This window comes from Lysinibacillus sp. fkY74-1, assembly GCF_053165895.1.
This window is the reverse complement of sequence record NZ_CP170173.1, coordinates 1,260,970-1,278,243: the sequence shown is the minus strand read 5'-3', so window position 1 is coordinate 1,278,243 and position 17,274 is coordinate 1,260,970. Positions and strand designations below refer to the sequence as shown.

At 36.3% G+C, this 17,274-nt stretch carries 20 protein-coding genes; 7 read left to right on the top strand and 13 right to left on the bottom strand.

Translation table 11 applies throughout. From position 1 onward, the window contains the following. Position 1: 1 nt before the first annotated feature. The 5 genes from ACE1MS_RS06005 to ACE1MS_RS05985 form a co-directional block, all read right to left on the bottom strand. Positions 2–214, bottom strand: coding sequence for a hypothetical protein (locus ACE1MS_RS06005; protein ID WP_243432659.1), 213 nt, complete (start codon positions 212–214; stop codon positions 2–4). Then, a complete protein-coding gene (locus ACE1MS_RS06000) occupies positions 186–644 on the bottom strand; it encodes a phage tail terminator family protein (protein ID WP_447402755.1) in 459 nt (152 codons plus the stop codon). The genes ACE1MS_RS06005 and ACE1MS_RS06000 overlap by 29 nt, the downstream gene beginning before the upstream one ends. A 796-nt stretch (positions 645–1,440) precedes the next feature. Continuing rightward, complete coding sequence (locus ACE1MS_RS05995) at positions 1,441–1,860, bottom strand: hypothetical protein (protein ID WP_230586133.1); 420 nt, start codon at positions 1,858–1,860, stop codon at positions 1,441–1,443. Between the two features lie 191 nt (positions 1,861–2,051). Further along, entirely contained in the window at positions 2,052–3,074 is a 1,023-nt protein-coding gene (locus tag ACE1MS_RS05990; protein ID WP_051889623.1) for a DnaD domain protein, read from the bottom strand. Positions 3,075–3,400: 326 nt separating this feature from the next. Continuing rightward, complete coding sequence (locus ACE1MS_RS05985) at positions 3,401–3,694, bottom strand: helix-turn-helix transcriptional regulator (RefSeq protein ID WP_447402754.1); 294 nt, start codon at positions 3,692–3,694, stop codon at positions 3,401–3,403. 160 nt (positions 3,695–3,854) lie between these two features. Here ACE1MS_RS05985 and ACE1MS_RS05980 point away from each other — a divergent pair, with 160 nt between their 5' ends. From ACE1MS_RS05980 to ACE1MS_RS05970, 3 genes are all read left to right on the top strand, one after another. Beyond that, on the top strand, positions 3,855–4,211 hold the full coding sequence (locus ACE1MS_RS05980) for a helix-turn-helix domain-containing protein (RefSeq protein WP_012293465.1): 357 nt from the start codon (positions 3,855–3,857) through the stop codon (positions 4,209–4,211). Between the two features lie 95 nt (positions 4,212–4,306). Continuing rightward, entirely contained in the window at positions 4,307–4,828 is a 522-nt protein-coding gene (locus ACE1MS_RS05975; RefSeq protein WP_332289092.1) for an ImmA/IrrE family metallo-endopeptidase, read from the top strand. Positions 4,829–5,186: 358 nt separating this feature from the next. Continuing rightward, positions 5,187–6,086, top strand: coding sequence for a hypothetical protein (locus ACE1MS_RS05970; protein ID WP_012293463.1), 900 nt, complete (start codon positions 5,187–5,189; stop codon positions 6,084–6,086). 258 nt (positions 6,087–6,344) lie between these two features. Here ACE1MS_RS05970 and ACE1MS_RS05965 read toward each other — a convergent pair whose 3' ends face one another. From ACE1MS_RS05965 to ACE1MS_RS05935, 7 genes are read right to left on the bottom strand one after another with little or no spacing between them, the layout of a single operon-like run. Continuing rightward, on the bottom strand, positions 6,345–6,971 hold the full coding sequence (locus ACE1MS_RS05965) for a malonate decarboxylase holo-ACP synthase (protein WP_447402753.1): 627 nt from the start codon (positions 6,969–6,971) through the stop codon (positions 6,345–6,347). Continuing rightward, positions 6,962–8,641 (bottom strand): biotin-independent malonate decarboxylase subunit beta, encoded by a 1,680-nt coding sequence (mdcD, locus tag ACE1MS_RS05960; protein WP_099805094.1) that lies wholly within the window; start codon positions 8,639–8,641, stop codon positions 6,962–6,964. Before mdcD ends, ACE1MS_RS05965 begins: the two co-directional genes overlap by 10 nt. Beyond that, entirely contained in the window at positions 8,634–8,930 is a 297-nt protein-coding gene (locus ACE1MS_RS05955; RefSeq protein WP_198694646.1) for a malonate decarboxylase subunit delta, read from the bottom strand. The genes mdcD and ACE1MS_RS05955 overlap by 8 nt, the downstream gene beginning before the upstream one ends. A gap of 19 nt (positions 8,931–8,949) precedes the next feature. Next, a complete protein-coding gene (locus ACE1MS_RS05950) occupies positions 8,950–9,801 on the bottom strand; it encodes a triphosphoribosyl-dephospho-CoA synthase (RefSeq protein ID WP_099805092.1) in 852 nt (283 codons plus the stop codon). A 16-nt stretch (positions 9,802–9,817) separates the two neighbouring features. Then, positions 9,818–11,476 carry a malonate decarboxylase subunit alpha gene (mdcA, locus tag ACE1MS_RS05945; RefSeq protein ID WP_197149352.1) on the bottom strand — a complete coding sequence of 553 codons (1,659 nt, stop codon included), beginning with the start codon at positions 11,474–11,476 and terminating at the stop codon, positions 9,818–9,820. A gap of 27 nt (positions 11,477–11,503) precedes the next feature. Next, complete coding sequence (gene mdcH / locus ACE1MS_RS05940) at positions 11,504–12,427, bottom strand: malonate decarboxylase subunit epsilon (protein ID WP_306552420.1); 924 nt, start codon at positions 12,425–12,427, stop codon at positions 11,504–11,506. Positions 12,428–12,433: 6 nt separating this feature from the next. Continuing rightward, on the bottom strand, positions 12,434–13,084 hold the full coding sequence (locus ACE1MS_RS05935; RefSeq protein WP_099805089.1) for a GntR family transcriptional regulator: 651 nt from the start codon (positions 13,082–13,084) through the stop codon (positions 12,434–12,436). A gap of 222 nt (positions 13,085–13,306) precedes the next feature. Between ACE1MS_RS05935 and madL the strand changes: the two genes are divergently transcribed. Continuing rightward, the gene (gene madL, locus ACE1MS_RS05930; RefSeq protein ID WP_099805088.1) at positions 13,307–13,708 is read left to right on the top strand and encodes a malonate transporter subunit MadL; all 402 of its coding nucleotides are present in this window, start codon (positions 13,307–13,309) and stop codon (positions 13,706–13,708) included. After that, complete coding sequence (madM, locus tag ACE1MS_RS05925) at positions 13,701–14,462, top strand: malonate transporter subunit MadM (RefSeq protein ID WP_099805087.1); 762 nt, start codon at positions 13,701–13,703, stop codon at positions 14,460–14,462. Before madL ends, madM begins: the two co-directional genes overlap by 8 nt. Positions 14,463–14,710: 248 nt before the next feature. Here the strand turns inward: madM and ACE1MS_RS05920 are convergent, their stop codons facing one another. Then, positions 14,711–15,307, bottom strand: coding sequence for a TetR/AcrR family transcriptional regulator (locus tag ACE1MS_RS05920; protein ID WP_099805086.1), 597 nt, complete (start codon positions 15,305–15,307; stop codon positions 14,711–14,713). Between the two features lie 117 nt (positions 15,308–15,424). Here ACE1MS_RS05920 and ACE1MS_RS05915 point away from each other — a divergent pair, with 117 nt between their 5' ends. Both ACE1MS_RS05915 and ACE1MS_RS05910 read left to right on the top strand, forming a co-directional pair. Next, the gene (locus tag ACE1MS_RS05915; protein WP_036167564.1) at positions 15,425–16,153 is read left to right on the top strand and encodes an ABC transporter ATP-binding protein; all 729 of its coding nucleotides are present in this window, start codon (positions 15,425–15,427) and stop codon (positions 16,151–16,153) included. After that, complete coding sequence (locus ACE1MS_RS05910) at positions 16,150–17,169, top strand: ABC transporter permease (protein ID WP_099805084.1); 1,020 nt, start codon at positions 16,150–16,152, stop codon at positions 17,167–17,169. Before ACE1MS_RS05915 ends, ACE1MS_RS05910 begins: the two co-directional genes overlap by 4 nt. The last annotated feature ends 105 nt before the right edge of the window (positions 17,170–17,274 follow it).

The following is a 17,274-nucleotide window of genomic DNA, read 5'->3' as shown; positions in this document are numbered from 1 at the left end:
ATTAATTACCTCCCTTATCGAATTTCTTTAATATTTCATCCACTTGAGCGAATGAATAAGTTTTACTTGAATCTAGTAATGCGTTTAATGCATCACGGCGATATAAATATTTTTGACTTTTTAAAAGTTGATCTTTTGTAAATTCAGGTAATTTTGAAAAAATTACCTTTTTGCTTTCCTTCAACTCAACCTTCTTCTGAATTGCTTTTGCCAACTGAAACCACCTCTTCTTTGTGCATATAATGATCTAATGACCCCATAAAAGTATTTTCTTCATTTTCTTGTAAGAAGAAATTAAATTGAATAAAATTATTGCCAATGCCTTCAATAACTTCGCTAGTTGCTCCGGTACCAAGCAGTAGTGAACCATTTAACAGCGTTATTTCTTTGATTACTTGTTGAACCTTCAAAGTCATATTAGCCGCCTCAGATATGCCATTTTCAGGGAAGTACTTTACATTAAACTTTGCTGTTACTTTCCATCGACCACCTATTTGTCGGATATGCTCTAAGCTCAAAAACTGAATTAAAAAAGCAGGCGTATGAAACTCCTGCGGCACTTCACCTATATATTTTTTATATTCCGCTCCGAAAGCTTCGTGAAGCTTAATAGATAAAGCATTTTGAATATCATAAATTTCCATCCAAAGCCTCCTTCAACAAGTTCGTTAGTAAATATGAGCTCAGGTGTTTTGATTATTTAAGCTTCAGCTCATCCAATCGATCCAACCTTGATTTGTGAATCGGTTTTTCTTCTCCAACTAAAAAACGCCTTCCCTTATACCGAATAGGAAAGCGTCATTTTACTTTTACTTGAATGTGAACCATTTCGCATAGTCTCCTTTGCAATTGATTGCTTAGAATACGTTTTGTTCTTATGGAACTGATGAGATGTCTATAGCTACTACCCTTGCCCACTTAGCTTTGTTTTACAAATCTTTCAACTGAAACCACTCCCTCTTTTGCCTGTTATATTCCTGGAGATCCGATAACTAATCTCTAAAAAATAAAACAGCTTATTTATGCCTCACCCAAGCTTATGGGACATATTGATCGGTCGACGGTCTCACTCTTGTTAATTTATGATGTTATAAATTTCAAAAGGGGAAATCCTTACCTCGTCGTCCTACTTCCAAGTTTACACTATCAGTTACTTAAAATGATATATTTGGAACGTTTGGAACATCTGTCACACTTGGAACATTTGGCAATTAAAAAAATCTTACCAAGCAATTCTTCTACCTTTAGATTTAATCAAGAACTTTTGGAGGTATAGAATCTTCTATTTGTTTTAGAATTCCCTTGTGTTTTAATATGTATTTTTGTCTAGTAAAGCTTTGTACTCGCACTTCAGTGAATACGCGTATTAAACAACCGATACGAAATGGATTTCTTGAGCAAATTATTTAAAGGATTATAAAAAAAAAAGTAACCCTTAGGTTACTTCAGCATCATATCTAAAATTCTTTCACGCACACGTTGTACACTAGTATGACTCATATTCAGATTTGCTCCAATCCAGCGAAATGGCATACCCTCTAGTAACCAGAAAAGGACTTCCAGTTCAAGGTCGCCTGTAACCTTGTCAGCTAAATTTTGAACTAATAGTAGCTCATCTTTAATCTTGTTTATACGCTCCTCACGTAAAGCCCTCATCTGAACATGTGCATGAACTGGGTCACTCGCTCTTCCAATAGCTTTTGGCATTGCTGCCTCAAAGCCATACTTGGTTGTAGAAGCCACAGCTGTCAATGATTCTAATTCTTCCTTCATTCTCATGTACTTACGCATATTGTCATTGTACTTTTTAATTGCCTTGTCTAGTTGGTAACGATTTAGTGGTATTTTCTCTATTATCATAGCTTTGCCCTCCTATGTATCTTTTCAATTCTCTCTGCTCTATCATTCCGTCATTAACCGTTAAGTACTTACCCTTGTGCTAAATAAATATCAACCACCCATCCTCAAAATCCCCTTTTGATTTTTAAGTGCTAGTTCATCCTTGACCACCAAACTTACGAAATTACATTTATTAGCAATGGCTCACATTTTTATTTGCCAAGCATTTCTAAAACTTTTTGTCTCTCGGCCTCAAAATCTATCGCGCTGTTATTAGATTCAGTAGATGGTATTGGGTGCTCTACTTTATCATTACGCTTATCAAACCATTCTGGCACTATTTCTCTTCGGCCAAGAGACTTTTGATAAGAATAAGGGAAGGATTGCTGTCTCTTGTTTATCTCCCTTTGTTCCTTAGCCTTTAATTGCCCATCATTCGTTATTAAATCTGTTCGCCAGTTTACTAAAATACGCTCTATATACTGAATTGGTTTGTTTGGTTGCTGTAGCACCGCAATTTTCATAGCCTCATAAACAAGGACTGGATTATTTTCACATGCCATATGTTCTATACATTCGCAAATATAACTAGAAGCTTTTTGTATGTTTTCATCATAGAATTTAGTTAAAAAAATTAATTGTTCGTTAGTGACTGTCGACTGACTATCTTCACACTCTGTTGTTTCTTTTTCTTTTTCTTTTATTTTTTCTTGTTGTTTTTCTTCTTCCCTACAGTCTTTAGAAGGTCTATCGATAGGGTATGGATAGGGTATCGAATCTTTATTATTACTATCATTAGACTCTTTTTGCTCATTCAACTTATTTAACCATATACATACGGTATCGATACTGTATCCTAACTGTTCTAATGAAGTAACATAGCTCCTAACAAAAGGGATATGTTTAACGGCAAGAAGCTCTTTTTCGATACATTTTTTGACTTTAGGAGAATTGATAAAGTTGTATTTCGCCCAGTTAATCAACATGATTTCCTTTGTTAATTCGTTGTAAGAGATTTTCCCGTATTCAAAGAATCTTTGTAATAATTTTTGTACAGTTTCACGGTTATAGCCGGTATGCATTTCTATGACTCTATATGGTAATTCGTAAATGCCACATTGAGTTGTGTTACCGTTTGTCATCAAATATAGATAGAAGTATTTCTCCTCTGGTGTAAGATCTAATACAAAGCCATCATCCCAAAATGTTGTGTGTACATGCCTAAATTTAGCCATTTGCGTTCGCCCCTCATTCGTATAAGTAATTCTTTGATGTCTAGCTCGTATAAAATGCTTTTTTTAGTTTTTGTATTACTCAAATGATCCACCTTGTCCAAAAGCTTATTAGAAAAGTAAGACTGCCCCGTTTGAAGGGATACCGAGTATATTTCTCATAAAATCCATATTCATTGACAATATTTATTCTAACGACCTACATTGAATTGAGACTGGTCCTTATTCTAAAGAATAATTATTTCAGTCATATTAGTTAGCGCTAACTCCGTACAAGTCCGGGGCTTGTTATTACTCATTCAACAATTGGAACGTTTAAATTATGATGGTTAAAAGCTTGGAATGGATTGATATATAAATTTTCTTTTGGTCTCCTTACAAACACAACATTTAGTTGTCATGTTACGTAAAAAAATTTGGGATGGTTCCATTTCAAATAGTTCAGAAATTGCTAATGCTACTTCTAAAGAAGGTGTGCGTACTCCTTGCTCAATCATTCCATAATAGCTTTCACTAATAGTAATACCTATTGATTTATCAAGTTTTTCCACAACATTTTTCTGTGACCAATTATTTTGTTTTCTAGCCTTGATAAGTATTAACCGACGATTTGTTGTTTTCAAAATCGCACCCCCAACTTTTTGTTGTCTTAATAATACCCAACAAAAAGTTGTCAGTCAAACAAAAACTAGATTTTTTGTTGTTTTTTATTTTTAATTGGCTATAAACCCAACAAATTGTTGTATAATTAAACTATATATTTAAGTGAGGTGTAATCATGTCATGTCTAATGTATCGCAAAGGCTTAAAGAGTTAAGGAAAGAAGCTAAATTAACGCAAGCAGATGTTGCCAAATTCTTAAGTATTTCGGAAAGTGCGTACGGTTATTATGAACAAGGCCGCAACGAAATTTCCATAGGAAGTGTTCAAAAGTTAGCAGAAAAATACGATGTAAGTGTAGCGTATATATTATGTGAAACAGATGAAAAACAACCTTTTGATAAAGACGAGGCAGCTTTTCATGCATTTGCGAACGATCCAGAGTTGCAGGTTTTTTATAAAGAGCTTCCTAAATCAGATGAAGAAACCGTTCGTCGTTTACGTGATATTTGGGAAATTATCAAACATGAAAAGAAATAAGATGTATGTTTTTAGCCCTTCTTCCTAGAAGTGGGGTTTTATTATAAAATAAATAAGAACATACGTTTCATTACATAGAGTTTGGGGATGATTTTATGTCAAATACTACATACACTGAAGATTTTATTGAAAGCCTTTATACGAAAATAGGAATTTTATTACCACATCAGCTAGATGTTAATGAAATTGCATGCAGGCTAGGTATTTTACTATATTTCTGGGATAATCCTAGTCAAGTTTTGTTTTTGGGTGGAAGAGCTTATATTTTTTTAAATCAAGACCTATCACCTAAACAGCTGTGGCAGGATTTTTGCCATGAGCTTTGTCATGTTTTATTACATTGTGGCAGCCAGGAGAAAATGCCCTATTCATGGATTGAGTATCAAGAGTGGAAGGCTAATAATTTTATGGTACAAGCATGTGTACCAACATTTATGTTAAATAACATAACCTTACCAGGAAATGAGGATAAAGCCATTCAATTAATTCAAGAGCTATTCAATGTTGAATGGGACCTCGCTTATAAAAGATTAGAACAATATAAAAACAATAAATTTATACATGAATTAGATGCTAACACTCTGAAAAAGTATGGAAATAATAATCATACGATCTAGGATGATTATTTCGATAGACGGCTACTTTCCAATTAGGAAGGAAAATTTTTTGCATTAATGAAACCAGCCTAACTTTGCTTCATTGTGTATACCGAAGCATCGGAAACTTGACCAGTATTTTATGATTGGATATTAGTCTAAAAATGGAGGGGGCCCATTTAATAGTCCCCTCTCCTCTATCCCCCACACATCTCCACTTAGGACGAATTTTTTTTTCAAAAGAGTCATAAAAGGTTAGAAGGTACATTGTTCTAATGATTATTTCCTACTTAAATTAGGCATACAATTGCTGCCAATCGAATAGAAACCTATATAGAAAACATTTTGTTATGGGAAAAATAAAGTGGGGTGTGAAAGGATGCTTAAAGTAAATGATGCAAAAGAAATGGTACTTGGAATTGTGCAAGATGACCCATTGTTTGTTGCGCTACAGCATACGCCTTTAGAGGAGAGCCTATACAATGATGAATATTTGGCAGACATCGATGAAACAAATCACTATACGATAGCAGAAATCGCTGGCTGGTTTGATATTACAGATGCCATGCTTCGCTACTATTTGAAACCGTTTGAACAGTACATTTTTGACAATGCTACACCGAATGTAAATGGTAATATTCGCTTAGATTTGCCAGCTATATTAAGGCTAAGAATGATTTTATTATTAAAGGATGAATATCGTGTGAAGGGTATAAAATTATTGCTTGGTATTGATGATAATGGTCAACTGTTAAAGCATCAAATTACAGCTACGACCATGGATTCCGGAGATTTATCTCATAAAATTGATGTTCTTGGGAATGTCCTACAGCAAATGATTCAAACAGGACTCTTTCAGATTTTGCCGAATGAGAAGCATGGGACGTTACAAGTTAACATTAATCAGGAATTTCTTGCAGAGAATATTCAACGATTATCCTCCGATTCTACTCTTCAGTTTGAGGAAATTCAAAAAGAAACAGCAGAACTAAAAGAGGAGAATGAAAATCTCCAGCAACAGATTACCGAGCTGCAAGAAAATAGTGTCAAGGACATTGTGCAAAAAATTAGAGAGCGTCATATCGAAAATGAAATCGTTTCTACTTTACGTACGGAAGCATTACAGCAATTTTCAATGAACAACCAAGTTAGTTTTTTCAAAAGGATGTTCAGATCTTCTCAAATTGACATGGAAAAAGAACAATTTGTTTTAAATTATATTTCAACGCATTTAGAAGAACGCTTGGAAGTTGCGTTGAGCGAATATTATGAAAAATAATCCAAATTTATTAGAACATGAATGAGACTAATTAAAAAGTCACAATCATGTTCTTTTTTAACGAGGAAATTACCTATTCTCAATCCGATCTCCTAATTCTATATGAGACCTAGATGGCTATTCCATACATATAGTTAGCGACTGCTTTTTTGTCTAAAATGGGCATTGTATTTTCCTGCGGTGCAAAAACTTATTAATATAATGATTACTCGCTTGCAAAAAAGTCCGTTAACAGCCTCAAGACTGCTAACGGACTTTTTATAGAGATAAATGAACTCTTTCTTCATCTATTTTACATAGCTGTGGTCCATATAGTGTTCTTATAATAAAGCCCCTTTCTTTATTTTCCACATAATCATTCAATAAAAAAGCTCCTAATCCAGGAATCTCTATTTGAGCATCAATAGTAATGTGTGAGCTTACTAAAAGATTACTAATTTCATGTAACAATTTCTCATCGATAACTTCGAGACAAATAAGTAAATCTAAATCACTCGTTGTAGTGGTTACCTGAATACCAGTTGCTAGCTCAAAGCCGACACTCCCAGTTGGCCCCCATTTTATTTTATAAGAATCAAATTTATAACGAATTTCCTTTAATAATGAATAAAAACGATTGTTCTTAAAAAAATCTAATTGGGTTATTAATGAGCAGGGTGTTGTAATGTCTAAAATATATTGCTGATTAATTGACGTACCAAATCTTTCATGTCTAGCATTTCCTCGTAATCCAATCGGTACTAATTGATTCATAATTGGTGCTCTGCGAACAACGCCGTAAGAGGTTGACTCAATAGACCGTGTTACCCATGCTGGAATTGCTGTGTGGTCATTAAGTTGATGTACATCTGTGAACTTAAGAATATCGTGAACATTTATTTCCATTGACTATCAATCATTTCACGTACTTTAATAGATGCCTGACGTCCAGATGAGGTAGCAATTTCAGAATGGAGTCGATTAGCTAGACTCGTACTAGGTTTAGCTATAATATCCTCATGAGCATTTTGTATCTCTGTTAGCACCAACTCAATATCTTCCTTATTAGGCTGTGTTGCATTAGTTCCATCAATAAGCTGATGTATTGCGCCAAGCTTGTAAAAGGACTGAATATCATACGCCATGGAAGGGACATCTTTAGATAATTCATCAAGCTCTTCAACAGTTCTTTGCGTAATAAGTGCAGCGGATTTTTTTGACATGACATGTACATTCACACCTTCATCATTTAGCGCTAATAGGCGATTTGCCTGCATACCATGTGCTAAAAATGCACCAGATATAGCGTTACCAACTAACACCGCTACGATGGGATGACCGACTATGCGAGCTGAAGCGTATGCATTCACGGCTGCTGAACACGCTAAATAGATACCTAACAGCTCCTCATGATAGCCAAACGCCTGACTTGGAACATCGACAATTGGTACAATCAATCTCTTGTCTTGTTCTTCATGATCCTCTTCAATAGCTTCATATATATATTTTGCTATTGCCCACCCCTCAAGTAATCCAACTTCACCATTTCGAGCGCGATAGTATGGATTATCGGGATTTGGTACAACTGTTATAAAACGTGCCCTTTTCCCCTGTACTTCACCATCAGCAACGAGAACAGAAGGTATTTCACTTATAGAAGGAGCAGTATTCGTTAAAGCATTAAACCAGCTTCGCCCACGGCTAGCTACAGTTATTTTAGGCTGTGATAATGGTTTATCAGCTACTTTGTCGTATGTTTTAAAAAAACTAATAGCTTGTTTAGGTAGAATTTTTTCTTCTATTTCTATAGCTTTATAGAAGGTTAAAAACTCATTATATTTTTTGATACGATTTTTGCATTCTACTTTCCCGTTCCATATGTCTTTAATGGCTTGCTGGAAATTTGGCACATCGTCCTCAACAATTACATCTGCTAGGCCTGTTTCTTTTCGTATTTCGCCACCAATCATCTGCCAAATTAACTGCTTATTTTTTGCATCTAGCTCCCTGACTCCTGCCTCTTGTTCAACAACTTCAGGTCCATTCATTCCTAAACGTCCCTCACGTGTCATAATAAGTGCACTACATAAACCAGCAGTTAATGACATACCCCCAAACGATCCAATTTTCCCTGGGATAATTCCGATTACTGGAACATGTTCGCGAAGCTCTACAATTGCCGAGCTGATTTCAGCAATTGATAATAGGCCATAGTTTGCTTCTTGTAATCGGACACCACCTGTATCATAAATAATAATTGGATAAATCAGCTGTCCATTTTTACATTCAGATAAAATTTTCTCCAATGTTCCAGCTAGCTTTGCACCTGACACTTCACCAATACCACCACCCTGGAAGCTTCCCTCAATTGCAATAACAACTGCTTGTTTATCACCTAGCTTTCCTTTCACTATAATCATCCCATCATCATATTGAGGTACAATATTTTGTGCAGTTAAATGAGGCGATTCAAATCGATCAAAAGGTCCTAAAATCTCGTATCCAGAATCTAAAATTAAAAAGGCACGCTCTCTTGCATAGCTCTCTACTAAACTAGTCATTAGTGGCTTAAGCATTTTTGCTCACCTCCAGCGCTTGAGCTAATCGGATAGACACGACACCTGGAGTTGCCCCAAAGTCGTTGATGGTAATATGTGCGGAGACATCATTTTGACTAAAAAAACGTTCAATGACTTGCCTCCATGTTTCGCTATATCCTGTAATTCCTGTTCTTATTTCTACTACCGTTTCTTGACCATTCGTTGGTTCTACTAGAACCTCTAAATCCCCTGACCCCACAACCCCAACATGCACACGATTCTCTAACACTTTAGATGCCGGGAATGAATAAATTAACTTTTCCATAAAAACACCCCTTTTGTGTTTAATGAGTTGCTAGTAATTTCTCCTTCAATAAACTATTCCATTTTTTGATTTTAAACAGATAGATGGTTGCTGCTAATAAATCTGCACTACCTCCTGGTGATAGATTGCGATCTATAAAACTTTGGTTCATCTTTTCGAGCTCCAATAAATTAGCAGATTCTAATATTTGTTTTGCCTGTTCTTTTGCATAATTTAATCCTTCTAATCCCCCTCGATGAAGAAGGCATGTATCATCTAAATGAGCTATAAGTGAAAGTAATGAAAAATGCTTAGCCTGTTCATAATTCATTTTACGCATGGAAGCCTCCAACACAGGTAAGCTATATTGTCGAATATGTGGGAATGCCAACTGAGCCTCTACCCTAGCACCGTTAACACCAAACTTATGAATAACCTTCATCCCATTCGACATATTTTTAGGTATATATCGATCCTCATAGCGAGCAATTTCTCCAGCAGTAAAACAAATAGATTCTTCATCCGCCATACCATCATAAATTGCTGCTGCCGCAGTAATTAACCCCAATGACCAAATAGCTCCCTTATGGGTGTTTATACCACCAGTAAATTGAAACATCATTTTTTCACCTTTACGCCCTATTGCCCCAATTTGTTCACGTAATGCTTGAGAGGGTCCATCATTGAAAGCAGCCATGGCCATTTCATAAAATGTATGTCGTAAACATTGTGCGGAGCCAATCATCAACTCTAACGTTAAATCTTGATGAGCACCTTGATCCCATCCATCTACAAGTCCAGGTTTAGGAGTCAATGTGACTTCTTCAATAAGAGATGAAACAGCCATTTGAGCTAGTGTTTTGGCTAAATATTGTTTATCAACCCCAACCATAGGTCACCCCCGTAAATTACCAACTTTTAAATTTTGCTGGAGGTGTATATAAGCCTCCTGACCATTGCACAAGTTCATCTATATTTTTGGCAGCTAATAAAGAGCGTTTAGCGTCTGCTCTTCTAATTCCTAAATCCTCTGGCATTGCTATTAATCCCTTTTCTCGTAATTGCTTCGATAATTTCGGATTATATTTCATCCCAATAGGTGTTACACCTGCAATGGCAGCAATCATTTCACGTTTTTCTGCTGGGCTATCTGTTTTATATAAGTAAGCAATACCTTCCTCTGTTACCACATGTGTGACATCTTCTCCATAAATCATGACAGGGGCGACAGCTAATTTTGCTTGATCTTTTACAGAAATAGCATCTAGTGACTCAACAAATACTGGTGTATTAGCATCCTGAAATGTTTCAGCAACTTGTACAACTAGCTTCTTCCCTCTTGCAAGAGAATTTTCGGATGTTATCATATTTTTCCAAGCCTCTGTCGAGTGACGTCTCCCTCCCGGATCGTGCCCCATATTTGGTGCTCCACCATATCCAGCAACTCGGCCTTTTGTTACTGTTGAAGAGTTCCCTAATCCATCCATTTGTAAGGTTGACCCAATAAATAAATCGACCGCATACTGACCAGCTAATTGAGCCAATGTTCGATTGGAACGTAGACTGCCATCTCTACCTGTGAAAAAAACATCTCGCCTTGATTCTACGTATTTCTCCATCCCTAGCTCCCCACCGAAGCAATGAACACTTTCCACCCAACCTGATTCAATGGCAGGAATGAGCGTAGGATGAGGATTCAGCACCCAATTTTTACATATTTTACCTTTCAATCCTAATTTCTCGCCATATGTTGGTAATAGTAGCTCTATAGCAGCTGTATTAAAGCCAATGCCATGATTTAATGATTGCACACCATGCTTCTCATAAATTCCGCGGATTACCATCATTGCTTGTAAAATTTGAATATCTGTAATATGTCTTGGGTCACGGGTAAATAAAGGTTCTAATTCATACTCTTTATCTGCAACGACGATAAAGTCGATCCATGAGCCTGGGATATCAACACGAGGTAGCTCATCTACTATTTCATTCACTTGTGCAATGACAATACCGTCTCGAAACGCTGCCGCTTCTACTAAAGTGGGCGTTTCCTCAGTATTAGGTCCCGTGAAAAGATTACCAAACCTATCCGCTTTATCTGCCGCTACTAATGCAACGGAAGGAATTAAATCAATAAATAATCGACCATACAATTCCACATACGTATGAAGATCTCCTAATTCTATTTTTCCGTCCTCTATCATTTGTGCAATTCTTAAGCTTTGTGGTCCAGCAAAAGAAAAGTCTATTTTTTTAGCAATTCCATCTTCAAAAATATCAAGATGCTCTGGACGAGAAATACTAGACAGAATCATGTGTAAATCATGTACCTTTAAAGGGTTGACCTGCGCTAATGCTTGTGATAAAAATGAAGCTTGTTTTTGGTTATTTCCCTCTAGTACAACACGATCACCGGGCTTAATGAGACACTCTAGCGCATCAACAATACGATTAGTTGGTATGACTACTCCATCTACTAAATCTTTCACACTACTTAATTTTTCCTTTTTTGCATCCAATCGTGTTGTCCAAGATTTCCTTGTTATACTTTCATGAATTAACACCATGCCATACACCCCTTGTACGTTTTTACGTTAATTTTTTAATAGAAATAAACAGTCCTCAATTCCATTTTTACTGATGGATATAGACCTGGCATCCGGAAATGCACTTGTTGCTAACTTAGTTAAAATGTCACCTGGCGGCATTTCAATGAATAGCCTAGTTCCGTTTTCATATAAAATACTTGTCGCATCATGCCATCGAACGGGATGACAAATACTTATCGCTAAATCCTGTTTAATAGCCTCTGCGGTTTTTAACAAACGTGCATTTACATTGCTAGCAATCGGAATTTTCGGTCTTTTCAGTTCAATCTTATTGAGTTCATCAAGCAATCGTTGGCTAACATTTTGAAAAAGAGGACAATGAGACGGAGTCGAAACATTCAATAATTTAGCGGACTTAGCCCCATGTGCACTTGCATAATGAATTACCTTTTCCAGACCACTCAAAGAGCCAGATATCGTGATTTGATAAGGAGCATTTCGATTAGAAACATACACTGGTTCATGTTCAAGTGAAAACTTATTTGTGATTTCTAGAAGATCTTGCTCATTCATTCCTAGAACAACACCCATTCCAAATCCTTCGCTACATGTTTGCTCCATTAATTCTCCCCGCAATGTCACCAGCTTTAATGCTTCTTCAAAAGTTAAAGTCCCTGCCGCGGTGGCAGCTCCAAAAGCACCAACCGAATGACCAGCCAAAAATGAAGGAATTAACCCTTTCATTTCAAATAGCTTATAAGTGGCTACAGAGGAAATTAATAAACACTGTTGAACTGCCTTTGTCTTTGAGAGTGCTTCTTTGCTGTGTAATGTTGATATTGTTTGCTGTAAAATATCACTACTTTGCTCTAGCATATCTTTCACGTAGCACTCTTTAGGAAGATAATCTAACATTCCTTCAAACTGCGAGCCCTGCCCAGGAAATAAAAAAGCGCTTCGCAAAATCATCACTCCTTACAAAATTTGTCGACGAATATTGAAAATTACATCTTCTGTATGTTTTCTTAAAATCGAAATCAATTCATCTAGTTGATTGTCCTTTAAAAGCTCATAAATTTTACGGTGCTCTTTTCGTGATTTCTCAATTGTGTCATTAATAGAAAAATGAATACCTTGTATACGCAATAATGGTAAACTTATTTTGCTATAGACACCTTCAATTACTGTACTCTCACTAAATTTAATAAGTGTAAAGTGAAAGGCATAGTTTAAATGAGTATATTCCATTTGATTGGAACACTTTTCCATATCTTTAACAATTTTTTTCATTTCATTAAGTAATGTTTTCTTTTTTTGAGGCTCATGAATTCTCTGTGCTGCTAATATCTCTAAGTTATTTCGTATATCTAACAAATCTTGTACCTCTGTAAGTGTGTAACCTTTAATAAATGCACCTTTACGAGGTACTCTCTCAATAAGGCCCTCTGTAGAAAGTAAATAAATAGCTTCACGAATAGGAGATCGACTAGTATTAAACATTTCAGCATAGGAGCTTTCTACTATTTGATCACCTGGCTTCAGTTCACCATTTAAAATCTGATCCATAATTTTTTGTGCCACTGTCCGCGATAAAGCGTTATCCAATAAATCTGTAAAGTACTCCATCCAACCACTTCCTTATGTAAAAATCTAGTCGTACAGTCGACTGTATACCAAAACAATACTACATACCTTTCATGTTTTCAATCGAAAAAACAATAATATTCTACTTATCACTATTTTTCTAGTTGATTTATTATGGAGGATAAATTATGATATTTTCAGAATACAGTCGACCGAATATTTTAAATATTAGGTCAAATCATTTCACAAAGGGGTGCAGGGAAAATGGTAATCTATGGAGTTGCTATCTTAGCAGGGTGTTATTTAGTGGGAACAATTGTCGGGGAATTTATTGGAGCTCTAATGGGAATTGATTCAAATGTAGGCGGGGTTGGAGTAGCAATGCTGTTATTAATCATTATTGTTGATAAGTTAGTAAAAGCCGGAAAAATTAGCAAACCTGCTAAGGATGGCTTAAGCTTTTGGAACGCTATGTATATTCCTGTCGTAATTGCTATGGCTGCAAGTCAAAATGTGCTAGGTGCATTAACAGGAGGTCCATTAGCAATAATTGCAGGGGTCGCTGTGGTAATTATTAGTTGGATTTGTGTTCCCCTACTAAGTGGAAAGCAAGAGCCAATGGTAGAAGTGGATAAGCAAATAGTGGGAGGTGAAGTGGATGCATGAAATAATTAGAAATATTTTAACGAATAATGGATTAATTACTGCATTCGTAATTGTTGGTTTCACCATGTGGGTCGCTTACTTCATTTCAAATAAGTTAACAAAGGGACTCATTCATGGCTCAGCCATTGCCATCGTGCTAGGTTTAATTTTAGCTTATATTGGTGGGGTTTCAACTGGTGGAACAAAAGGCCTTTCCGATGTTAGCTTCCTTGCTGGTATTGGCTTCTTAGGCGGTAGTATGCTCCGAGATTTTGCTATTGTTGCTACCTCTTTTGGCGCCAATTTCGATGAAATAAAAAAAGCAGGACTTCGAGGCGTACTCTCCTTATTTATTGGTGTCATACTATCTTTTGTAATTGGCGTTATTTTTGCAGTTAGTTTCGGCTATAGGGATGCGGTAAGTATTGCAACTATTGGTGCTGGCACTGTTACATATATTGTAGGACCTGTCACAGGAGCCGCATTAGGTGCAAGCTCTGAAGTCATGGCCATTAGTATTGCTGCAGGTTTGGTAAAGTCTGTACTAGTAATGGTAGGAACACCTTTTGTTGCAAAGTCTATTGGATTAAATAACCCTGTCACTGCTATGGTATATGGTGGGCTAATGGGTACTACGTCGGGTGTAGCAGGAGGATTAGCCGCAACAAATCCTAAACTAGTACCTTATGGGGCAGTTACTGCGACTTTCTATACAGGCCTAGGATGCTTACTTGCACCTACTCTTCTTTATTTATTAACAGCTATGATTTTTTAATAAATATATCAAAAGCGCAAGAATCAACTTAAAATACTTTTGATTTCTTGCGCTTCGACAAGCATTATCTGATTTTTGACTAGAAAGATTGTACTGTCATGCTTATCCCATCTTGTTTCCACCAAATACATATGACTCATTAGAGTAGTCACTTTCGAATCATTATTGAATAAGATTTTGTAAGATAAGTGCAGGTAGAATCAATATCTATTCATAGATTTTTTATCATGCGATACCTCTTTCTCGTTTTAAGCATTGGCCACTACATTGCCTAAAAATCGTAATAATCGGAAATGCAACGTGACCATTTCTTCTACCGTTAAATTCTCATTGCCCTTCTCTAACCATTCTTGAATGACTCCTAAAATTGCAGATGCTATAAAGGCTTGTAAATATTGCTGAAATTCGGGGTCCCTCACTTCCTCGCGAACCGCCGACAATCTGTCCAAAATATGATTGCCAAATATGGTTTTCATTTTTTGTGTAAAGCTAGGACTTCCCTGTTCACCTAATAACATACGAAAGGCAGGTGCATGATCTTTGATGCAGGTAATGACCTTGATGAACGGTTGATAAAGTTGTCCCATTTTTAAAGTTTGAAAAGCATCCACTGGTTGTACATGCTTCACATAGCGTTCCAATTCCATCAAAAGTTCCTGCTGCAAATCCTCCATCACTTTATATTTATCAGAATAATGTAAGTAAAAGGTGCCTCGATTAATTTGAGCTGTTAGTGCTAAATTTTTTACTGTCACACGTTCAAAGCCGACCTCCTCCACTTGCTGGATCAATGCCGTTTTAATCGCTAGTTTTGTTTCAAAATTCATCTTGTCATGTACGGACAATGCGCTTCCCTCCATTTACTTAACACATACTGGCAAACTGTTTATTGTATTTGCTCACATGCTACCTTAAAATTTTTATCAAATCAACATTGTGTTCAGTGAAGGAGTGAATTTTATATGGTAAACCATGCCATCTCCATCAATGCCCTTGAAAAAAGTTTTCATCATAAGCAGGTCATTGCCCCCCTATCTTTAAATATCCCTAAGGGGCAATTAATGGGATTGCTTGGTCCATCAGGCTGTGGAAAAACAACGTTAATTAAAATGATAATGGGTATGCTAAAACCTGATAACGGCGCTATTGAAGTATTAGATTTGGTTGTACCTCATCAACAATTATTGAAAGATATCGGCTATATGGCACAATCAGATGCTCTTTATACAGATTTAACGGGGGAGGAAAATTTACATTTCTTCGCTAAGCTCTATCCCTTATCCAGAGCAGAACGAATGGAGCGTGTAGCCTATGCTGCCAATCTTGTCCGTCTAACCGATGATTTACAGCTTAAGGTGGAGAATTATTCTGGCGGAATGAAACGAAGATTATCCTTAGCAATTGCCCTTATTCAAGATCCTAAGCTATTGATTTTAGATGAACCAACAGTAGGTATTGATCCTGTCCTCAAAAAAGAAATTTGGCAAGAGCTCATTCGTTTAAAAGAACAAAAACATAAAACCATTTTAGTAACGACCCATGCAATGGATGAGGCAGAAAGATGTGATCAATTAGCTATGCTGAGAAATGGTCGGATTATTGCCCAGGGTACACCTCAGGCATTAAAGGAACATTACCAAGCAAAAGATTTTGACGAAGTATTTTTATTGGCTGGAGGGGACGGACTATGAGAATTGCTGCAATGGTAACAAGAATCATCCAACAAATGAAACGAGATAAACGGACACTTGCATTATTGTTCTTAGCTCCACTGCTTGTACTGTCATTAATGTACTTTATTTTTAATAGTAACGAAGCTACGATCACATTAGTTGTCTCCGATGCCCCCACGCCAATCATAGAGAAACTAAAAAATGCGGATTTTTTTATTATTGAAGATAATAATTTTACAAAAAAACAACTTCAGGATAATGAGTATGATGGATGGCTAGCAATAGAGCCAAATAGTAGTAAATTAACTTTATTAAATGCTGATCCTTCCCAGTCAAAGGCTTTAACCATGCAGCTTGCACAAATTTTACAGCCATCTCAAGCCTCAACAATGGGAAGCTTGAAAACAGACTATGTGTATGGTGATGAGGATACTGCCATTTTTGATATTTTTAGTCCCATGCTCATTGGTTTCTTTATCTTTTTCTTTGTTTTTTTAATTACTGGCATTGCCCTGTTAAAGGAGCGCACCTCTGGAACTTTGGAACGTTTACTCGCAACACCCATTAAGCGTTCCGAAATTGTAGCAGGTTATATGATTGGGTATGGTCTATTTGCCTTTCTACAAACGATTATTATCGTGTTGTTTGGCATTTATGTACTTGATATTGTCCATGTAGGCTCAATCTGGCTTGTTTTACTTATTAATATGGTAGTCGCTCTTGTATCCTTATCATTAGGTGCGCTATTATCGAGCTTTGCCGCTTCTGAATTTCAAATGATGCAATTTATACCATTAATTATTGTTCCACAAGTATTCTTTTCGGGCATTTTCCCACTTGAGAGTATGGCTGAATGGCTTCAAAACATCGGCCGAATCATGCCACTTTACTATGCAGCAGACGCATTGAATGGCGTTATGTATAAAGGTTATACTTTCCCTGATATTATCCTGAATCTCAGCATACTTGCTTGTTTCGCTATTGTTTTTATTACGTTAAATATTATCAGTTTAAAAAAATATCGTTCGTTATAATGAAACATTAAAAGTTCTGCTTTATTAGTAGAACTTTTTTATTGCGAGTAAATTAATAGCTAAATACAGGAAAATTATCCAATTTTATTGGAGTGAAAGACCAAA